Annotated in this window: 17 protein-coding genes; 5 read left to right on the forward strand and 12 right to left on the reverse strand. The window is 71.1% G+C overall.

Annotated elements, in window-relative coordinates:
* Window positions 1–611: carbohydrate-binding family 9-like protein (locus tag ACIRDX_RS13115; protein ID WP_396625882.1), on the forward strand; the 611-nt coding region annotated here is incomplete at its 5' end.
* Between the two features lie 33 nt (window positions 612–644).
* Here the strand turns inward: ACIRDX_RS13115 and ACIRDX_RS13120 are convergent.
* The 3 genes from ACIRDX_RS13120 to ACIRDX_RS13130 form a co-directional block, all read right to left on the reverse strand.
* On the reverse strand, window positions 645–1,124 hold the full coding sequence (locus ACIRDX_RS13120; protein WP_396625883.1) for a regulatory protein RecX: 480 nt from the start codon (window positions 1,122–1,124) through the stop codon (window positions 645–647).
* Window positions 1,125–1,278: 154 nt separating this feature from the next.
* Complete coding sequence (locus tag ACIRDX_RS13125; RefSeq protein WP_396625884.1) at window positions 1,279–2,580, reverse strand: DUF937 domain-containing protein; 1,302 nt, start codon at window positions 2,578–2,580, stop codon at window positions 1,279–1,281.
* 275 nt (window positions 2,581–2,855) lie between these two features.
* Window positions 2,856–4,013, reverse strand: coding sequence for a type IV pilus twitching motility protein PilT (locus ACIRDX_RS13130; protein ID WP_396625885.1), 1,158 nt, complete (start codon window positions 4,011–4,013; stop codon window positions 2,856–2,858).
* A 232-nt stretch (window positions 4,014–4,245) separates the two neighbouring features.
* Here ACIRDX_RS13130 and ACIRDX_RS13135 point away from each other — a divergent pair, with 232 nt between their 5' ends.
* The 3 genes from ACIRDX_RS13135 (at window position 4,246) to ACIRDX_RS13145 (ending at window position 8,011) form a co-directional block, all read left to right on the forward strand.
* Window positions 4,246–5,403: a Gfo/Idh/MocA family protein gene (locus tag ACIRDX_RS13135; RefSeq protein WP_396625886.1), complete on the forward strand. Its 1,158-nt coding sequence runs from the start codon at window positions 4,246–4,248 to the stop codon at window positions 5,401–5,403.
* Window positions 5,404–5,423: 20 nt separating this feature from the next.
* Window positions 5,424–6,815, forward strand: a complete 1,392-nt coding sequence (locus ACIRDX_RS13140) for a Gfo/Idh/MocA family protein (RefSeq protein ID WP_396625887.1) — start codon at window positions 5,424–5,426, stop codon at window positions 6,813–6,815.
* A 143-nt stretch (window positions 6,816–6,958) separates the two neighbouring features.
* On the forward strand, window positions 6,959–8,011 hold the full coding sequence (locus ACIRDX_RS13145) for a Gfo/Idh/MocA family protein (protein WP_396625888.1): 1,053 nt from the start codon (window positions 6,959–6,961) through the stop codon (window positions 8,009–8,011).
* Between the two features lie 127 nt (window positions 8,012–8,138).
* Here the strand turns inward: ACIRDX_RS13145 and ACIRDX_RS13150 are convergent, their stop codons facing one another.
* Complete coding sequence (locus ACIRDX_RS13150) at window positions 8,139–9,134, reverse strand: serine/threonine-protein kinase (RefSeq protein WP_396625889.1); 996 nt, start codon at window positions 9,132–9,134, stop codon at window positions 8,139–8,141.
* A 211-nt stretch (window positions 9,135–9,345) separates the two neighbouring features.
* Here ACIRDX_RS13150 and ACIRDX_RS13155 point away from each other — a divergent pair, with 211 nt between their 5' ends.
* Entirely contained in the window at window positions 9,346–10,095 is a 750-nt protein-coding gene (locus ACIRDX_RS13155; protein WP_396625890.1) for an RsmE family RNA methyltransferase, read from the forward strand.
* On the opposite strand, the gene ACIRDX_RS13160 is transcribed toward ACIRDX_RS13155, so the two are convergent.
* The 8 genes from ACIRDX_RS13160 to ACIRDX_RS13195 all read right to left on the reverse strand — a co-directional run.
* Complete coding sequence (locus tag ACIRDX_RS13160; RefSeq protein ID WP_396625891.1) at window positions 10,056–10,925, reverse strand: 50S ribosomal protein L11 methyltransferase; 870 nt, start codon at window positions 10,923–10,925, stop codon at window positions 10,056–10,058. The genes ACIRDX_RS13155 and ACIRDX_RS13160 overlap by 40 nt on opposite strands.
* A 2-nt stretch (window positions 10,926–10,927) precedes the next feature.
* Window positions 10,928–12,079, reverse strand: a complete 1,152-nt coding sequence (gene dnaJ, locus ACIRDX_RS13165) for a molecular chaperone DnaJ (RefSeq protein ID WP_396625892.1) — start codon at window positions 12,077–12,079, stop codon at window positions 10,928–10,930.
* Window positions 12,072–12,596 carry a nucleotide exchange factor GrpE gene (grpE, locus tag ACIRDX_RS13170; RefSeq protein ID WP_396625893.1) on the reverse strand — a complete coding sequence of 175 codons (525 nt, stop codon included), beginning with the start codon at window positions 12,594–12,596 and terminating at the stop codon, window positions 12,072–12,074. The genes dnaJ and grpE overlap by 8 nt, the downstream gene beginning before the upstream one ends.
* A complete protein-coding gene (hrcA, locus tag ACIRDX_RS13175) occupies window positions 12,593–13,687 on the reverse strand; it encodes a heat-inducible transcriptional repressor HrcA (protein WP_396625894.1) in 1,095 nt (364 codons plus the stop codon). The genes grpE and hrcA overlap by 4 nt, the downstream gene beginning before the upstream one ends.
* Before the next feature lie 116 nt (window positions 13,688–13,803).
* Entirely contained in the window at window positions 13,804–15,123 is a 1,320-nt protein-coding gene (locus tag ACIRDX_RS13180) for a 5'-deoxyadenosine deaminase (RefSeq protein ID WP_396625895.1), read from the reverse strand.
* A 102-nt stretch (window positions 15,124–15,225) separates the two neighbouring features.
* On the reverse strand, window positions 15,226–16,410 hold the full coding sequence (locus ACIRDX_RS13185) for an aminotransferase class V-fold PLP-dependent enzyme (RefSeq protein WP_396625896.1): 1,185 nt from the start codon (window positions 16,408–16,410) through the stop codon (window positions 15,226–15,228).
* A 191-nt stretch (window positions 16,411–16,601) separates the two neighbouring features.
* Window positions 16,602–17,456: an XdhC family protein gene (locus ACIRDX_RS13190; RefSeq protein WP_396625897.1), complete on the reverse strand. Its 855-nt coding sequence runs from the start codon at window positions 17,454–17,456 to the stop codon at window positions 16,602–16,604.
* Window positions 17,456–17,637: peptidylprolyl isomerase (locus ACIRDX_RS13195; protein WP_396625898.1), on the reverse strand; the 182-nt coding region annotated here is incomplete at its 5' end. The genes ACIRDX_RS13195 and ACIRDX_RS13190, both read right to left, overlap by 1 nt.

Below are 17,637 nucleotides of genomic sequence, written 5' to 3' on the forward strand. Positions count from 1 at the left end.
TGGCCGCCGACGATGGCGCCTGGAAGTCCGCCGAGGTGCTCACGTGGGGGAGTGCGCCCTACGAGACCCGCTTGCGGGCGCTCTGGGCGCCCGACGGCCTCTACCTGCGCTGGGATGCCGACGACCCGGCGCCCTGGGCGACCATGACGAAGCGCGACGATCACCTGTGGGACGAGGAGGTCGTGGAGATCTTCCTCGACCCGGCGTGGGCCGGGAAGGACTACTGGGAACTCGAAATCAGCCCGACCAACGTCGTCTGCGACGTGCGTATGGTGGCGCCGCATCCCACCGTCACGTCGGACCTCACCTGGAACCACGAAGGGCTCGAGACCTCGGTCCGACATGAGAAGAACGCCGATGGATCGCCGAAGCGGTGGATCGCGACGGCCTTCGCGCCGTGGGCGGGCTTCCGGTCGCTCCCGCTCCCCGAGAAGGTGGCGTTGCCGCCGGCGCCAGGGGAGGCCTGGGGCTTCAATGCCTTCCGCATCGAGCGCCCGAACGGGCCCGCGGCGCCGAAGGATGGCGCCGTGAACCGCGCGTGGTCGCCCACCGGGGCGCCGAGCTTCCACGTCCCCGCGGCGTTCAGGAAGTTCGTCTTCGCTGCCCGGTAGCGGACCGCCCGGTCGGAGGGGGCGCGTGGACGGCTAGTCGTCCACGCGCGGCGCCCGTCGACGGCGGATGGCGGCGATTGCGTCCGGCAGGTCGAAGCCCTGCCGCACGAGGTAGGCCACCAGACGCTGCGCGTGACGGTCGTCCGTGATGGGGCCTCGTAGCCGTCGCGCCAGCGCGGCCTCGAGGGTCTCGGCCACCGAGCGCTCCTCGAACCCCTCGTCGGTCGCGGCCCGGGCTGCCTGCCGGTCGAGTCCCATCTGCTCGAGCGAGCGCCGGATGCGCTGCGGACCGCGATGCTTGATGCGGCTCTCGGTTCGCGCAAAGGCGCGCGCGGCGCGAGTGTCGTCGAGCAGGCCGTCGCGCTTGAGGCGGCTCAGCGCCGCCTCGACGGCATCGGCGTCGCAGCCCCGACGGGCCAGCCGATCCCGTAGTTGCCGCTCGGTGAGTTCGCGCCTTCCCAGGGCGGCGAGACCGTAGACGTACGGGTCGGGCGGGGTGGACTCGCGAGGCACGACCAGGATCCTAGCAATGGCCAGAGGGACGCCGCGGCCGCGGGTGGCGCTGAACGAAGAAAGGGCCGAGGGCCGGCCCGAGCCCTCCCCGGCTCCGGACGACCTCCAGCCCTTACCCGGCCCCCCGAAGGAGGCCGACTCGGCATGCGGCGAGCTACTTCTTGGTCACGCGCACGTCGATGCGGCGGTTGCGGGCGCGGCCGTCCTCGGTGTCGTTGCTCGCCACCGGGAACTGGTCGCCGTAGCCCTCGGCCGCCAGGCGCGTCGCGGCGATGCCGCGCTCGACGATGGCCTTCATCGTGTTCTCGGCGCGAGCCTGCGAGAGCTTCTGGTTCGCGGCCTTGTCGCCGGTGTTGTCCGTGTAGCCACCGATCTTGATATTGACGTTCGGGTAGGCCTTCAGGATGGCCGCGATGGCATCGAGCTGGTCGTTCGAGGTCGGCTTCAGCGTGGCCGAGCCCGTCTCGAATTCGAGGCGGTCGAACGAGAACCAGGTGGTCGTGTCGACGGCCTTGCCGGCGTCGGTGATGAACGCGAGCAGGCGCGACTCGATGCCGTTCTCCGGCACGCGGATCGACGGCAGGTTCGGCAGCGAGCGCTCGACCATGGCGCCGAGGGCCGCCGCGGCGTCCTTCACCGCGCCCGCAGCCGTGGCCGCCGCATCGGTGGCCGTTGCGGCCGCGCTGTTGGCTGCGGCCGTGGTCGCCGCTGCGGCGCTGGAGGCTGTGGCCGCCGCGTTCTCGGCCGCCGTCTTGGCCGCATCCTCGACCGCCGACTGCCGGCTCATCATGTAGGCCACCAGCGCCGCGAGGGCGAGCAGGGGCAGCACCCACTTGAGGAACCCGAGGCCCGTGTCCTTGGCCTCGTCGACGGCCGCCGCGACGGCCTTCGGCGCGCGCGACAGGTCCGCCAGGCTCGACACGCCGAGGGCGCCCGCCAGGCCGGCGGGGGCGTTGCCGAGCAGCGACGCCGCCTGGCTCGAGAACAGGCTGCCGAGCGCCGACGCGTTCACGCCACCGCCGTTGGACGACAGGTACTTGCTGACGCCACCCATCACCATCGGCGCCATCAGGCCGAGCAACGAGCCGGCCGAGCCCTTGCCGATGCCGGCCGCCGAGGCGAGCCAGTTGATGATGCCGGCCTGCTGGCCGCCGAAGAGCGAGGCCACCAGCGGCGCGCCGAACTTGGCCACGTCGCCCAGGCTGCCGCCGCTCGTGAGCAGGCTCGCCACGTTACCGAACGTGGAGTCGCCGCTGACCTTCGTGAGCATGCCGAGCAGGTCGCTCGCGCCCTGCGGCGAGGCGGCCTTCTGCGTCATGGCCCCGAGGACCGCCTGGAGGCCGGCCGACACGGCCGAGCCGGTCTGGGCGGGAGGCTCGCCGAGGAACGACGAGACCTGCGAAATGACGTCGCCGGACAACTGGCCTTGCAAGAACGACAAGAGATTCTGCGTCATGGACTGGGGACTCCTGGTCACCGAGGGGAGCGCGGGCCGGACTGCCGGCTCGAGAGCGGCGCGGCGGAACACCGAGCCGTCCCTGCGCTGGACACCTGACGGCGGTGCGCGCAAACCGCGGCACCGTCCCGCCACCTGCGGGACGTCGATGGGAGCAGCCTAGCGCCGAGGTCGCGCGTCGGCACCACGACTTAGGGCGAGTTTCGACCAAGGTGCAGCCCGACGGGGCGGCAGGACGTCGCCCGGGGTGTCACGGACAGGAGTGTTGGGGCGGATTAGCTGCTGAAGCGGGTGATCTCGGGCGATCCGGCCGGCCGCCCGAGCGAGGCGTGCAGCATCTCGTCGCGCGCCATGTCGGAGGTGGTGGAGATGCCCTGCACCTTCAGCTTGAACTCGTCCTTGTTCGAGGCGTAGCGCATCGCATCGTCGTAGCTGATGACGCCGCGCGTGTACATCAGGAACAGGTGCTGGTCGAACGTCTGCATGCCGTACTGCGACGTGCCGGCGGCGATGGCGCCGTGAATCAGGTGCGTCTTCTCCTTGTCGGAGACGCAGTCGCGGATGAACGGCGTGCTGATCATCACCTCGACGGCGGCCACGCGGCCGGCGCCCGCGACGCGGGGCAGCAGGCGCTGCGACACCACGGCCTTGAGCACGCTGGCGAGCTGGAGGCGGACCTGGCGCTGCTGGTGCGGCGGGAACACCGCCACGATGCGGTTGATGCTCTCGGGCGCGTCGAGTGTGTGCAGCGTGGAGAACACGAGGTGGCCGGTCTCGGCGGCCAGCAGGGCGGTCTCGACGGTCTCGAGATCGCGCATCTCGCCGACGAGGATCACGTCGGGGTCCTGCCGCAGCGCCGACCGCAGGGCGTGCGCGAACGACTTGGTGTCGACGTTGATCTCGCGCTGGTTGACGATGGACTTGCGGTCGCGGTGCAGGTACTCGATCGGGTCCTCGACCGTCACGATGTGCGACGAGCGCAGCTCGTTGATGTGATCGATCATCGCGGCCAGCGTCGTGCTCTTGCCCGACCCCGTGGTGCCGGTCACCAGCACCAGTCCGCGTTCCTCCTCGGCGATGCGCTTGAGCACGTCGGGGAGTTCGAGGGCGTCGACCGTCGGCACCTTCGTCGAGATGACGCGGATGACCAGCGAGATGGTGCCGCGCTGGGTGAAGACGTTGCAGCGGAACCGGCCCAGCCCAGCGATGCTGTACGCCGCGTCGATCTCCTGGTGCGCCACGAAGTACTTGCGCTGCTCGACGTTGAGCACCGTGGCGGCCATGGTCTCGGTGTCGTCGCGCTCGAGGCGGCGCGTCTCGTTGGCGACCATCAGCACGCCGTCCACCCGCATCATCGGGTAGCTGCCTACCTTGATGTGGATGTCGGACGCGCCACTGCGGACGGCGTGAGTGAGGAGGTCGTTGAGGTGCATGACTGGCCCTCCCTGCCAATCGGCAGTCCGCGCAGCCCACATGAACGCCGGCGCCGACGATGGACCGCCTGTGGCTGGGGGCGGCTCGCACCTGCCCTTTGTCTCAACGAGTGACGAGTGGCCGCTGCTGTTCTGGTGATCGGACGGGGCGAGATCGCATAGGCTAGGCGGCACACGACAGCCTGTCGGCGGCCACTCCGCCAGCCGACGCGCCCGCAGGCCAGAGGAGCCCGTGAACCGACGCACCTTCATCAACACCCTGTCCACCTCAGGGGCCGCCATGGCCATGGTGCCCCCCGGGGCGTTCGATCCGGCGCGCGCCGGCCGGCGCCAGCGCAGCGAAACACTCGCCGCGCCACAGCCCTCGGCCGCCACTCGCCCGCCCGTGCGGTTTGCCGCCGTCGGCCTCAACCACGGGCACGTCTACAGCCAGGTCGAGACCGTGCTGACGCATGGCGGCGAACTGGTCTCGGTGTATGCGAAGGAACCCGACCTGCTTGCGGCGTTCACCAAGCGCTTCCCGCAGGCCGCCGTGGCGCGCAGCGAACAGGAGGTGCTCGACGACCGCCGGATCCAGCTCGTGGTGAGTGCCGCCATTCCGAACGAGCGGGCGCCCCTCGGGATCCGCGTGATGAAGGCCGGCAAGGACTTCATGGCCGACAAGCCGGGCGTGACGACGCTTGCGCAGCTGGCCGAGGTGCGGCGGGTGCAGGCCGAGACGAAGCGGATCTACTCGATCCTCTACGGTGGCCGGCTCGAGAGCCCGGCGACGCAGCGGGCCGTGGAACTCGTGCATGCGGGCGCCATCGGCACGGTCCTGCACACCATGGGGCTCGGCCCACACCGGCTCGGCGCCAACCGCCCGGACTGGTTCTGGAATCCCGACCAGTTCGGTGGCGTGATCACCGACCTCGGCACGCACCAGACCGACTACTTCCTGGCCTTCACGCGCGCGACGCGCGCCGAGGTGGTCGCCTCGCAGGTGGGCAACCTCCATCACCCCGACCGTCCGCGGTTCCAGGACTTCGGCGACGCGATGCTGCGCAGCGACAAGGGGAGCGGCTACTTCCGCGTCGACTGGTTCACCCCGGGCGGCGTGCAGTCGTTCGGCGACTCGCGCCTGACGGTGATGGGCACCGACGGCTACATCGAGATCCGCCCGAACGTGGATCTCGCCGGCCGGCCGGGCGGCAGTCACCTGTTCCTCGTCGACCAGAAGGAGACGCGCTACGTGGAGGCCAAGGACACGCCCCTGCCGTACGGCGCCCGCCTGCTCGACGACATCGTCAATCGCACCGAGACGGCGATGACGCACGCACACGCGTTCCTCGCCGCGCAACTGGTGCTCGAGGCGCAGGCCAAGGCCACAACCCCGGTCCTCGGCAGGTAGCCAGGGGCCCGGACAATCGCATGTCGAACAACGGCCCCGTCTCCCGTCGGTCTTTCCTGGCCTCTGCCGGGATGGGTGCGGCGGCGTCGCCCCTCCTCGGCGTCGCCGCGCCCGCTTTGGTGCCCTCGACGGTGTTCGGCGCGACCGCGCCGAGCAACCGCATCAACGTCGCCGCCATCGGCGTCGGTCGCATCTCGCGCGATCACGACATGCCCGAGACGCTGGCCTTCGACTCGGCGCGCATCATGGCCGTGTGCGACCTCGATCGGCACCGGCTCGAGGACGGCAAGCGCTTCGTCAACGACTTCTACGCGAAGCAGACCGGGCGCGCCTACGACGGCGTGCGGATGTACGACGACTATCGCGAACTGCTGCTCAACCGCGACATCGACGCCGTGCTGATCAGCACGCCGGATCACTGGCACGCGCCGCTGGCCATTGCCGCCGTCGAGGCCGGCAAGGACGTGTACCTGCAGAAGCCGGCGTCGTTGACGATCGCCGAGGGGCGCGCGCTGTCGTACGCCGTGCAGCGCACGGGGCGCATCCTGCAGTTGGGGAGCCAGAACCGTTCGCTGCCGCAGCATCGGTACGCGTGTGAGCTCGTGCGCAACGGCCGCCTCGGGAAGCTCGTGCGCGTCGAGGTCGGACTGGCTGCCGATCCGGCTGGCCAGGACGAGCCAGCGACGACGCCACCTGCGCACTTCAACTACGACATGTGGCTCGGCTCCACGCCAGACGTGCCGTACCGGGAGAAGCGCGTGCACCCGCAGGTCGGCTACGACCGCCCGGGCTGGCTGCGCTGTGAACAGTTCGGCGCCGGGATGATCACCGGCTGGGGCGCGCATCACATCGACACGGCGCACTGGGGGATGGGCGCCGAGCACACCGGTCCGGTGGAGATCTGGGGCAGCGCGCAGTTCCCGAAGAGTGGCGTGTGGGACGTGCACGGGCCCTTCAGGACGGAGGCGCGCTACGCCGACGGTGTGCACATGGTGGTGAGCGACGCCATCCAGAACGGCGTCAAGTTCATCGGGACCGACGGCTGGATCTTCGTCAACCGCGTGGGCGCCGGCCTGAGCGGCACAGCACCCGACGCCTGGCGCGGCAATCCCAAAGCGATGGACGCGAGCGACCCGAGGATCCTGACGTCGGTCATCGGCCCCGACGAGGTGCACCTGATCGACAGCCGCGACCAGCACGGCAACTGGCTCGAGGCGATTCGCACGCGCCAGCAGCCGATCGCGCCGGTCGAGGTGGGACACCGCTCGTGCTCGGCATGCCTGCTGCACCACATGGCGATGCGCGCCGGCCGGACGCTGAAGTGGGACCCGGCCCGCGAGCGTTTCCACAACGACGACGAGGCCAACGGCTGGATCTCGCGCCCGCAGCGAGCGCCGTACATCTTTACGTAGGCGGGTACCGGGTACCGGGTGCCGGGTACGGGGTGCCGGGTACGGGGTGCCGGGTACGGACACCGGGATCCGACATACCGCCTGAGACCTGAGACCTGTAGCCTGCTCTCTGAGCCTTGAGCCTTGAGACCTGAGCCTTCTATATGCAGACACGACGCGAAGTGATTGGCGGGCTCCTGATGGGCGCCGCCGCGGCCACCACCCCCGCCTGGCGCACCGGCCTGTCGGCTGCGACGGCGACACAGGCCACCGGCGGCACGCCGTTGCGCGTCGGCATGATCGGGCTCGACACGTCGCACGTCACGGCGTTCACGTCGATCCTGAACGACCCGGCCAACCCCGACCACATCCCCGGCGCCCGCGTCGTGGCGGCCTTCAAGGGCGGCAGCCCGGACGTCGAGGCCAGCGCGACGCGCGTCGACAAGTTCACTGCGGAACTGCGCGACAAGTGGAAGCTCGAGATCGTCGATTCCATCGAGGCGCTGCTGCCCAAGGTGGACGTGGTGATGCTCGAGAGCGTGGACGCCCGGCCGCACCTGGCCCAGGCGCGGCCGGTGATCGCGGCCCGCAAGCCGCTCTTCATCGACAAGCCGATGGCCGCGAGCACGAAGGACGCCGCCGAGATCGTGCGCCTCGCCAAGGCCGGCAACGTGCCCGTGTTCAGCGCCTCGTCGCGACGCTACGTCGAGGACGTGCTGATGCTGCAGGACGCGGCGCGCACCGGCGCCGTGCTCGGGGCGTCGACCTGGGGACCGGCGACGATCGAGCCGCATCATCCCGACCTCTTCTGGTACGCGGTCCACGCCGTGGAGACGCTCTACCAGTTGATGGGCCCGGGCTGCGTGTCGGTGAGCCGCACCCACACGCCGGGCACCGATGTCGTGACGGGCACGTGGGCGGACGGGCGCGTCGGCACCGTCCGCGGCGTGCGGCACGGCAAGTACAGCACCTACGGCCAGACGGTCTTCGGTGAGAAGGAGGTGCTGTCGGCGACCTCGGAGATGCCGCTGCCCGGCGGCGGCAAGCGCCGCGCGGGGTACTACGGCCTGCTCGTGCGGATGATGGAGTTCTTCAAGACCGGCAAGGCACCGGTGGCACCCGAGGAGACGCTGGAGACGCTGGCGTTCATGGAGGCCGCCGATCTCAGCAAGGCGCGCGGCGGGGCAGTGGTGAAGCTGTCCGACGTCCCGCGCTGACGTGGCAATTTGAGATTCGACATTCGAAATTCTCGGGGGGCGCGGCTGCGCCGCCGCCCCTCGGGATGTCTCGAGCGGCAAGGCCGACAGGCCGGCCGCCAATGAATCTCAAATCTCGAATTTCCAATTACTGTTGCTCCCCGCAGAACGGGCACTTGGTCGCCAGGTTGTGCAGCGGGCGACGGCAGTGCCAGCAGTTGCGGGCGGCCTCGCGGTCCTGGTACTTGACGGCCCGGGGCAGCGGCGGGGCCGACGATCGCGGGGGCCGGTTCACCTCGTCGAGGCCCAGATCGGCGATGGCGCGCGGGCCCGGCGTGCCGAGGATCACGGGCTTGGCCGCCAGCAGGTCGTCGAGCAGGTCCGAGGCGCGGGCATAGCGGTCGGTCACCTGCGGCGCCAGGCACTTCATCACGATGTCGTTCAGGCGCCGGGGAATCGCCGGGTTGCGCGATCGCGGCGGCGTGACCAGTTCGCCGGTGAGCAGCTTGTGCAGGCCCGAGGGCGGCGGCGGCTCGTACGGCAGCTCGCCGGTGAGCATCTGGTACATCGTGACGCCCACCGAGTAGAGGTCCGAGGCGAACACGGCCTTCCCCTGGAACTGCTCCGGCGACATGAAGGCCGGACTGCCGATCACCGTGGTGCCGTGGGCCGCGATCTCGAGGAAGCGCGAGGTGCCGAAGTCGGCCACCTTCAGCATGCCGTTCTCGGAGACCAGCACGTTGGCCGGGCGCAGGTCGCGGTGGATCACGCCCTGCTTGTGCGCGTGGTCCACGGCGTTGCCGATCTGCACCGTGTAGTCCAGCGCCCGCGGGAGGTCGAGGGCGCCCTCCCGCTCGAGCACGCTCTCCAGCGTCTCGCCCGCGACGTACTCCATCACGATGAAGAAGACGTCGTCCTGCTTGTCGGCCGTCGTGATGGCGACGATGTTGGGGTGGTTCACGCTGGCCAGCAGGCGGGGCTCGCGCAGCAGTTCGGAGAAGTCGAGGCCCTGCCGGTGGGGCACCTTGATGGCGACCTGTTTGTCCAGCCAGGTGTCGCGCGCGAGGTACACGGTGCCAAACCCGCCGCTTCCCAGTGGAGACAGGATGCGATACTTGCCGAGGGTCTGGCCCTTGAAGAGCATGCCGGGGGGTGAGTATATCCGCCTTCGCGGCTTCGCCGCTTCGGCGGACAAGTCCGCATGACGGTGCCGCCGCTTCGGCGGACAAGTCCACACGGCGGCTTCGCCGCTTCGGCGGACAAGTCCACATGAAGCCTTCGCCGCTTCGGCGGACAGGTCCGCATGACGGTGCCGCCGCTTCGGCGGACAGGTATCCTCAGCCTTTCGTGATGCCGTGTCTCATCGATTTTTTGCGCCGGACCTGACCCACGATTCCTCGACGGTGGTGCTGCCGCCTGGCGAGAGCACCCATCTCGCGCGCGTGCTGCGCCTGCGCGACGGCGATCGCGTCGAGGTCTTCGACGGGCGGGGCCACCTGCACGAGGCGACGGTCCGCCAGGTGTCGCCCTCGCGCAGCGTCGTCGCCGTGGAGGGCGCCCTCGTGCCGGCGCCGGAAGCCGAGGCGCCGCTCGTGGTCGTGCAGGCCCTGTTGAAGGGCGACGCGATGGATGCGGTGATCCGCGACGCGACCGTGCTCGGGGCGACGGCGATCCTGCCGATCGTCAGCGCACGCACCAACGTCCCGGCCAAGGCGGCGGCTGCGGCGCGGGATCGCTGGCAGCGGGTGGCGATCGCGGCCGCCAAGCAGTGCGGGCGGGCGGTGCTGCCCGACTTGCACGACACGAGCCCGCTGGCGGAGACGCTGCGGTCGTCGCTGGTCGACGTGCCCGTGCGGCTCTGGCTTGCCGAGCCAGCGGTGGCGGGAGACCACGTGGGCGACGTGCCGGTCCCGGCGCGCGCCACGGCGCTGGCGGTCGGTCCCGAGGGCGGCTGGACCGACGAGGAAGTGCGACTGGCCCGCGACGCGGGCTGGCAGCCCTGGACGGTCGTGCCGGTGACGCTGCGGGCCGAGCACGTGCCGCTGGCGGCCCTGTCCGTGGTGCGCTACGCCTGGGGCGTCGACGCGCGCCGCCGCATCACGTAAGCGATCCAGAACTCCTCGTCGTGCGTCGCCTCGACGTCGCAGTCGTCGAAGGCCTCGCGCACCCAGCGCGCCTCGTCCTCGGTGAAGCCGCTCAGGACGGCGCGCCCGCCCGGCGCGATCAGGCGCTGCACGCGCGCGCCCTGCTGGCGCAGCAGCGTCCCCGTGAGGTTGGCGCAGACGACATCGGCCGGGTGCAGTGCAGGGTCGTCGAGGCCGCGCACCTCCACGCGCACCGCGCCCGCCGGCACCGCGTTGCGGCGCAGCGTGTCCTCGGCAGCCTCGATGGCGTCAGGATCGTTGTCCACGCCGATGGCCTCGGCCGCGCCCAGTTGCCACGACGCGACCGCGAGGATGCCCGAGCCCGTCCCGACGTCGAGCACGCGCCGCCCCGCCAGGTCGAGGGACTGCAGCGCGCGCAGGCACAGGCGCGTCGACTGGTGGTGGCCCGTGCCGAACCCGGTCGAGGGCTCGATCTCGATCAGCAGCGCGTCGCCGACGGCCCCTGGCGACGGCAGGTCCCACGGGGGAGCGACGACGAAGCGTCCGACGCGCACGGCCGGCAGGTTGGCCTGCGACCGCGCAGCCCAGCCCTCGTCGGGCAGGTCGTCGGTGGCGAGCGCGGCCTGCGACAGCCAGCCGCGCGCCGCCAGCAGGTCGACCGCCGCGTCGCGGTCGGCCGGCGCGTTGAAGTGGATCGACACGACGTCGCCGTCCTCCTCGAGGGCGGAGGCGCCGCAATCGTCGATGTCGAGCAGCAACTGCTGCTGCCGCTCGTCGTCGAGCGGCGTGGCGAAGGTGAGCCGGAGCACCGGCCAGGTCCGGGCAGGCATCGCTAGCCGAACATGTCCTTCACGCGCTCGAAGAACGGCTTGTCTTCCTGCGCGCGATCGCGGGCGGTGGCATCGCCGGTGTCGGCCGGCAGCACGGCGCGCAGGGCCTCGAGGGCCTCGCGCACGTCCTTGGACGGCTTCTTCGGCACCTGCACGCCGACGATCACGTGGAGGTCGCCGTGGCCGCGTCCCGACACGTTGGGCATGCCCTTGCCGCGCAGGCGGAGGCTGGTGCCCGGCTGCGTACCCTCCGGGATGTCGAGAGCGTGCGGCCCGTCGAGCGTCGGCACCTGCACGGTGCCGCCGAGGGCCAGCGTGGTGAACTGCACCGGCACCTCGCAGTGCAGGTCGTCGCCCTCGCGATGGAAGAACGCGTGCTCGGCGACATGGAAGACGACGTACAGGTCGCCCTGCGGACCGCCGCCCGTGCCGTGCTCGCCCTCGCCGCTGAGCCGCATGCGCTGGCCGGTGGCGACGCCCGCCGGAATCCGCACCGTGAGCTTCCGCTCACGCGTCACGCGGCCGGCGCCGCGGCAGGTGCCGCACGGCGAGGCGATGACGCGCCCGGTGCCGCGGCACGTGCCGCACGGCCGCGCGACGGTGAAGAAGCCCTGCTGGTAGCGCAGCTGGCCGGCGCCGCTGCACTGCCCGCACGTCTCCGGGGCCGTGCCCGCCGCCGCGCCCGACCCGCTGCAGGTCTCGCACGTCTCCTCGCGCGGGATCTGCAACTGCATCTCGTGGCCGCGCGCCGCCTGCTCGAAGGTGATCTCCAGGTCGTAGCGCAGGTCGGACCCGCGTCGCGGGCCGCCGCGCCTGCGGCCACCACCGCCGCCGAACAGGTCACCGAACCCGAACACGTCGCCCAGGCCACCGAACAGGTCGCCGAAATCGGCGAAGGTGCTCGGATCGAACTGGGGGCCACCCGCGCCGCCGACGCCGGCGTGGCCGAACCTGTCGTAGGCGGCCCGCTTCTCCTTGTCGCCGAGGACCGCGAAGGCTTCGGCCGCCTCCTTGAACTTCTCCTCGGCGGTGTGGTCCCCGGGATTGCGATCCGGGTGGTGCTGCAGGGCGAGCTTGCGGTAGGCGCTCTTGAGTTCCTTCTCCGTCGCGGTGCGCTCGACGCCGAGGACCTCGTAGTAGTCCCGCTTAGCCACGCGTGGCCACCTTCACCATCGACGGGCGCAAGAGGCGCTCGCCGAGGCGATACCCGCGGCGCAGGTCCTCGAGGACCTCGCCCTCGCGATGGTCGGCGCTGAACTCCTGGCCCACCGCCTGGTGGACGTTCGGGTCGAAGTCGGTCCCCACCGCGTCGACGGGCGCCACCTGCCGCTTGCGAAGCAGCTCGAGGAACTGCTTGTGGATGAGCTGGAGGCCCTGGCGATGGCTCGCCAGCGCCGGCTCGGCCGTGGCCATCGCTGCCGCGAGCGCGCGCTCCACATCGTCGAGCACCGGCAGGAACTCACCCAGCAACTCGGCGGCGAAGTGGTCGCCGAGCTCGCGTCGCTCACGATCCTGGCGCTTGCGGTAGTTGTCGAACTCCGCCTGGAGGCGAAGCAGGCGGTCGGCGGCCTCGTCGCGCTCCCGCCGGAGCGCGTCCAGCTCGGTCGCCTCGACCGGTCGGGCGTCCTCGGAGGCGATGTCGGCCGCTGTGTCCACGTGCGTGTCGTTCATGAAGGGTCTCCGCCCGTCGTGTCGCCGATCAGCACGCGCGTGACGGCGCGCGAGGCGCTGTCGACGGCGGCGATGGACCGGGAGTACCGCATGCGGGTGGGGCCGATCACGCCGATCACGCCCTGTCGCCCGCTGTCGGAGTACGTCGACGCGACCAGGCTCAGGTTCTGGAGGCCGGGCTCGGTGTGCTCGGTGCCGATGACCACCGTGAGCCCGGGCCCGTCGAGGTATTCGCCGAGGATCTGCACCAGCCGGTGCTTCTCCTCCATCATCGCCAGCAGCGCGCGCAGGGTCGCCATCGGCACCTGCACGTCGTCGCTGCCCACGGCCTCGAGCAGCGAGGGCGTGCCGTGGATGAAGACCTGCGTGCCGGTCGCGACCTCGCCGAGCGTCTCGGAGGCGAGGCGGAGGGCGCGTGCGAGCAGGCGGTCGTAGAGGGCGCGGTCCTCCTGCAGGCGCTCGAGGATGCGCTCGCGCACCTCGGCCACCGGAAGACCCGCGAACTCCGCGTTCAGGTAGTTGGCCGCCTGCGTCAGTTCCGAGGGCTGGACCGGATCGGGCAGCTCGACGACCTTGTGCGTCACCTGCCCAGAACCCGACACGACGACCACGAGCACGCGCCGCGCGTCGAGCCCGACGAGGTCGACGTGCTTCAGGGTCGCATCCTGGCCTCCTGGCGTGATCGCGAAGCCCATGTGGTGAGACGCCCGCGACAACTCCTGCGAGACGTTGTCGAGCAGCTCACCCATGCCTCCGGCCTTGCGCAGTCGCCCCTCCAGCTCGCTCAGCGCCCGAGACGGGCGTCGGCTGTGCAGCAGGAGGTCGACGTAGAACCGGTAGCCCTGATCGGTGGGGATGCGGCCGGCTGACGTGTGGGGTTGCCGGACGAAGCCGAGTTCCTCGAGGCGGGCCAGCACGTTGCGGACCGTGGCCGAGGAGACGTCCATGCCGCTCTCCCGCGCCAGCCACAGCGACGACACGGGCTCGCCGTGTTCGATGTAGGCGCGCACGAGGGTCGCCAGCAGGCGCTGGTACCGCTCCGGCACATCCGCCGGCAGCGCGCTCGATCGAGGGGTATTCGAGGTCGCCATTAGCAGTCGCGAGGAGAGAGTGCCAACCTGGGGTGATTATAGCCGGGGAATGCCAAACCGCCAGCGCTTCCGGGCGGGCACCTGCGGCATATCAGACTTGGCCTTGTAAAGTTCGGTCACAGCCCGGCTCGGCGCATCAGCCGCCTGGCTTCCGCCCGCGCCTCGTGTCCCAGGGCCTGCGCGTCGACCCGCTGGTGCACGCCGTCGCGCACCAGCACCTCGCCGTCGACCATCGTCAGGCGCACATCGGTGCCCCGACTGGCGTACACCACGGTCGAGTAGGGGTCGCTCGACGGGGCGGTCAGGGGGCCGCTGACGTCCACCGCCACGAGGTCGGCCCGGAACCCCGGCGTCACCTGCCCGATGGCGTCGGCCAGGCCCAGCGTGGTCGCGCCGGCGCGCGTCGCCATCCACACCACGTCGCGGGCGGGCAAGGCGCCGGGGCCCAGACGCACGGCCTGCAGGGTCGCTGCCAACCGCATCTCGTCGAACATGTCGAGCCGGTTGTTGCAGGCGGCGCCGTCGGCGCCCAGCGACACGGTGATGCCCCGCGCCCGCATCTCGGTGACCGGCGCGAGGCCCGACCCCAGCTTCAGGTTGCTGCCAGGGCAGTGCATCACCTTGACGTCGCGTTCCGCCAGCAGCGCCTGCTCCGCCTCGTCGACCCACACGCAGTGCGCCGCACACAGGCGGGGCGTCGCCAGTCCCGTGTCGGCCAGGTAGGCGAGGTTGCCCATGCCGGCAATCGCCCGAACCACCTCGATCTCGTCGCGCTGCTCGGACGCATGCGTGTGCACGAGCATCCCGTGCGTGGTCGAGACGGCGGCGGTCGCCTCGAGGAGCTCGCGGGTGCACGACACGGCGAAGCGCGGGGCGAGCGCCACGCGAATCCGACCGGTGCCTGCGCCGTCGTAGGCCGCGCGAAGCTGCAGCGCCTCGTCGATGGCTGTCGCGACCGGCTGCTTCAGCCGCGCCGGCGCCGCGTCGTCGCGGTCCATCAGGCACTTGCCGACGGTGGCGCGCAGGCCGCTCGACGCCAGCGTGTCGAGCACCACGTCGGTGCCGTGCACGGTCTCCATCGTCAGGACGCTCGTGGTGCCCGTGCGGAGGAGTTCGTGGACCGCAAGCCGGGTGCTCACGCGCAACGACGCCTCGTCGTGCGCCGCTTCCATCGGCCACACACGCTGCCGGAGCCACGCGAGCAGCGCGAGGTCGTCGGCCGCGCCACGGAACAGCGTCTGGCAGAGGTGGATGTGTGTCTGCACGAAGCCGGGCAGGATCACGCAGCCGGAGAGGTCGATCGACGGGACCCCGTCTGGCGCCCTGCCACCCACTTGCGCGATGACGCCGTCGCGCACCACGACCGGTCCCTCGAGGACGTCGAGGGCGTCGTTCATCGTGAGAACCGTGGCGCCGGTCAGCACCAGTGAGGACATGCGGAGAGGCTACAGGAATGCTGCGATGCTGCGATGCCGAATGATGAAAGACAAAAGACAAAGGGCGAAGGGCGAAGGGCGAAGGGCGAAGGGCGAAGGGCGTCAGGTGCGCTTCAGCACGGCGTCGGCCAGGCGCTCCATGTCGTCCATGTCGTTGTAGACCTGTGCCGAGATGCGCGCGCGCAGCTGGCCGCGATAGGCGTGCACGGGGATCTCGATGGCGTCCTCGAAGAGCAGCGCGTCGCGCAGGCGCAGCGCCTCCTCGCGCGTCGAGCCGGCCTGCGGAGGCAACGTCACGGTGGCCATCGTGCCGACCATGGTTTCCGGCGTCGTGAACTCGGTGCCCCAGCGCGCGGATACGTGCTGAGCGGCCCGCCACGCCAGGTCATGCATGTAGGCGCGGACGGCGGCGGTGCCCCAGTCCTCGAAGAGCGCGATGGCGGCGGGGGCCGACAGGTGCGCCGAGGGGTCGCGCGTGCCGGGCAGGTCGAAGGTCGTGGTGAAGCCGAGGTCGAGGCCCCACGAGATCACCGGCGGGTGGAGGGAGGCCTGCCGCTCCGGGGCCGCCCACAGGATGCCGCTGCTGCGTGGCACCCACATCCACTTGTGCAGGTTGGCGACGTACCAGTCGACGCCGAGTGCCGTGATGTCCACCGGGATCGCGCCGGGGGCATGCGCCCCGTCGACCAGCACGGCGACGCCCTTTGCCTGCAGCCTGGCGGCGATGTCGGCCACCGGCAGCACGAGCGCGCTCTCGGCGCAGATGTGATCGACGATGGCCAGTCGCGTGCGCGGGCCGGCCCCGTCCACGATCGCGGCGGCGATGCCCTCCGGCGTGAAGGGATACGGCATCGTCAGCGTCGTCACCGTCGCGCCCTTCTCGCGGGCGGCGAAGCGCGCGGCGGCGACGATCCCGCCGTACCCGAGGTCGGTCACCAGCACCTCGTCGCCGGCCTCGAACGGGAACGATCGGAGCACGGCGTTGGCGCCGGTCGTGATGTTGTCCACGAACACCAGGTCGTCTCCACGCGCCCCGAGGAACTCGCCGACCTGTGCGGCGGCGATGCGCAGGCGAGGCGTCTCCGCACGCGGACACCCCACGGACGTGGCGGGCGCATGGAGTTCCCGCAGCAGGAAACGGCTGGGCTGGCGCTCGATCTCGTCGCGAATCGCCTGCTGTGCCGCGAGCACGCGCCTGGGCGTGACACCGACGGTGCCGTGGTTCAGGTACGTGACCGACGGGTCGAGAGGGAATTCGGAGAGGAGCGCGCGGCCGAAGGCAGGCATACGGGCTACAGCCTACAGGCTACAGGCCGCCTGCGCTTGCGCCGGACAAGTCCGGCGCCTACGCACTTTCCGGGGAGCGCTCGACACGGCATCGGCACGCGGCGTCGCTCACCGTCGCCGGGCCGTGGTGATGCGCTCAAGGCTCCGGCCGGCTCCGCCGAGGGTACGTAGCCGGCGGACTTGTCCGCCGGTCAGCGAATGGCGGGCGGCCGCCACTGCATCGGGCGGGCGGCACGCGCCGTTTCGGCGTCGTCTGCGGCGGTGTGCGGCTGGAGCCGGCCGCGGCGGTGGGCGATCAGCTCGGCGACGATGCTGACGGCGATTTCTTCGGGCGAGACGGCGCCGAGGTCGAGCCCGATCGGCGCGTGCACGCGGGCCATCGCCGTCGGGTCGTCGCCGTCCTCGGCCAGGCGCGCGCAGAGACGGGCGACCTTGGCGCGGCTGCCGATGAGGCCGACGTATGCGGTCTGGCGGGCCAGGGCGGCACGCAGGGCGTCGAGGTCTTCCCGGTGCCCGCGCGTCACGATCACGAGGTAATCGCGCGCGCCGATGTCGGCGGTGCGCAGCCACTCCGGGATGTCGGCAACGTCGACGCGCTCGGCGGTGGGGAAGCGCGCGGGATCGGCGAACGAGGCGCGGTCGTCGACGACGGTCACGCGGAAGCCGACATTGGCCGCCAACTGCGCCGTGTGGTAGCCGACGTGGCCGGCGCCGATGATGCAGACGCGGGGCGTGGGCGTGATCGGGTCGATGAACACGTCCATCTGGCCTCCGCAGATCAGCCCCTGCTCCTCGGCGAAGTCGTCGTTGAGGTCGTAGTGGGCGAGGGTGGGGCGCCCGGTCTGGAGGGCCAGCCGGGCCTTGCCGAGTGCGTCCTGTTCGTAGCAGCCGCCGCCGATGGTGCCCAGCGTGCGGCCATCCTCATGGACGAGCATGCGGGCCCCGACGCGCTGTGGCGTGGAGCCCTGCGCGCGGACGATGGTGACCAGCGCCACCGCCTCGCCGCGCGTGAGTGCCTCGTCGATGGCTCCGAACAGGCTGGCCATCACATCAGGACGTCGACCTTGGCCTTCGCCTTGAGCTGCTGCACGAACTCCTGGGCGAGCTGCTGCTGCTTCTGCTGGCGCAGCGCCTGGGCGATGCGGTCGCTCACCTCGGCCAGCGGCACGGTACGGGCCGGACGGTGCTCGGCGGCCTTGATGATGTGGTAGCCGAACTCCGACTCCA

The sequence above is a fragment of the Luteitalea sp. genome (genome assembly GCF_044337415.1).
GTDB lineage: Bacteria > Acidobacteriota > Vicinamibacteria > Vicinamibacterales > Vicinamibacteraceae > Luteitalea.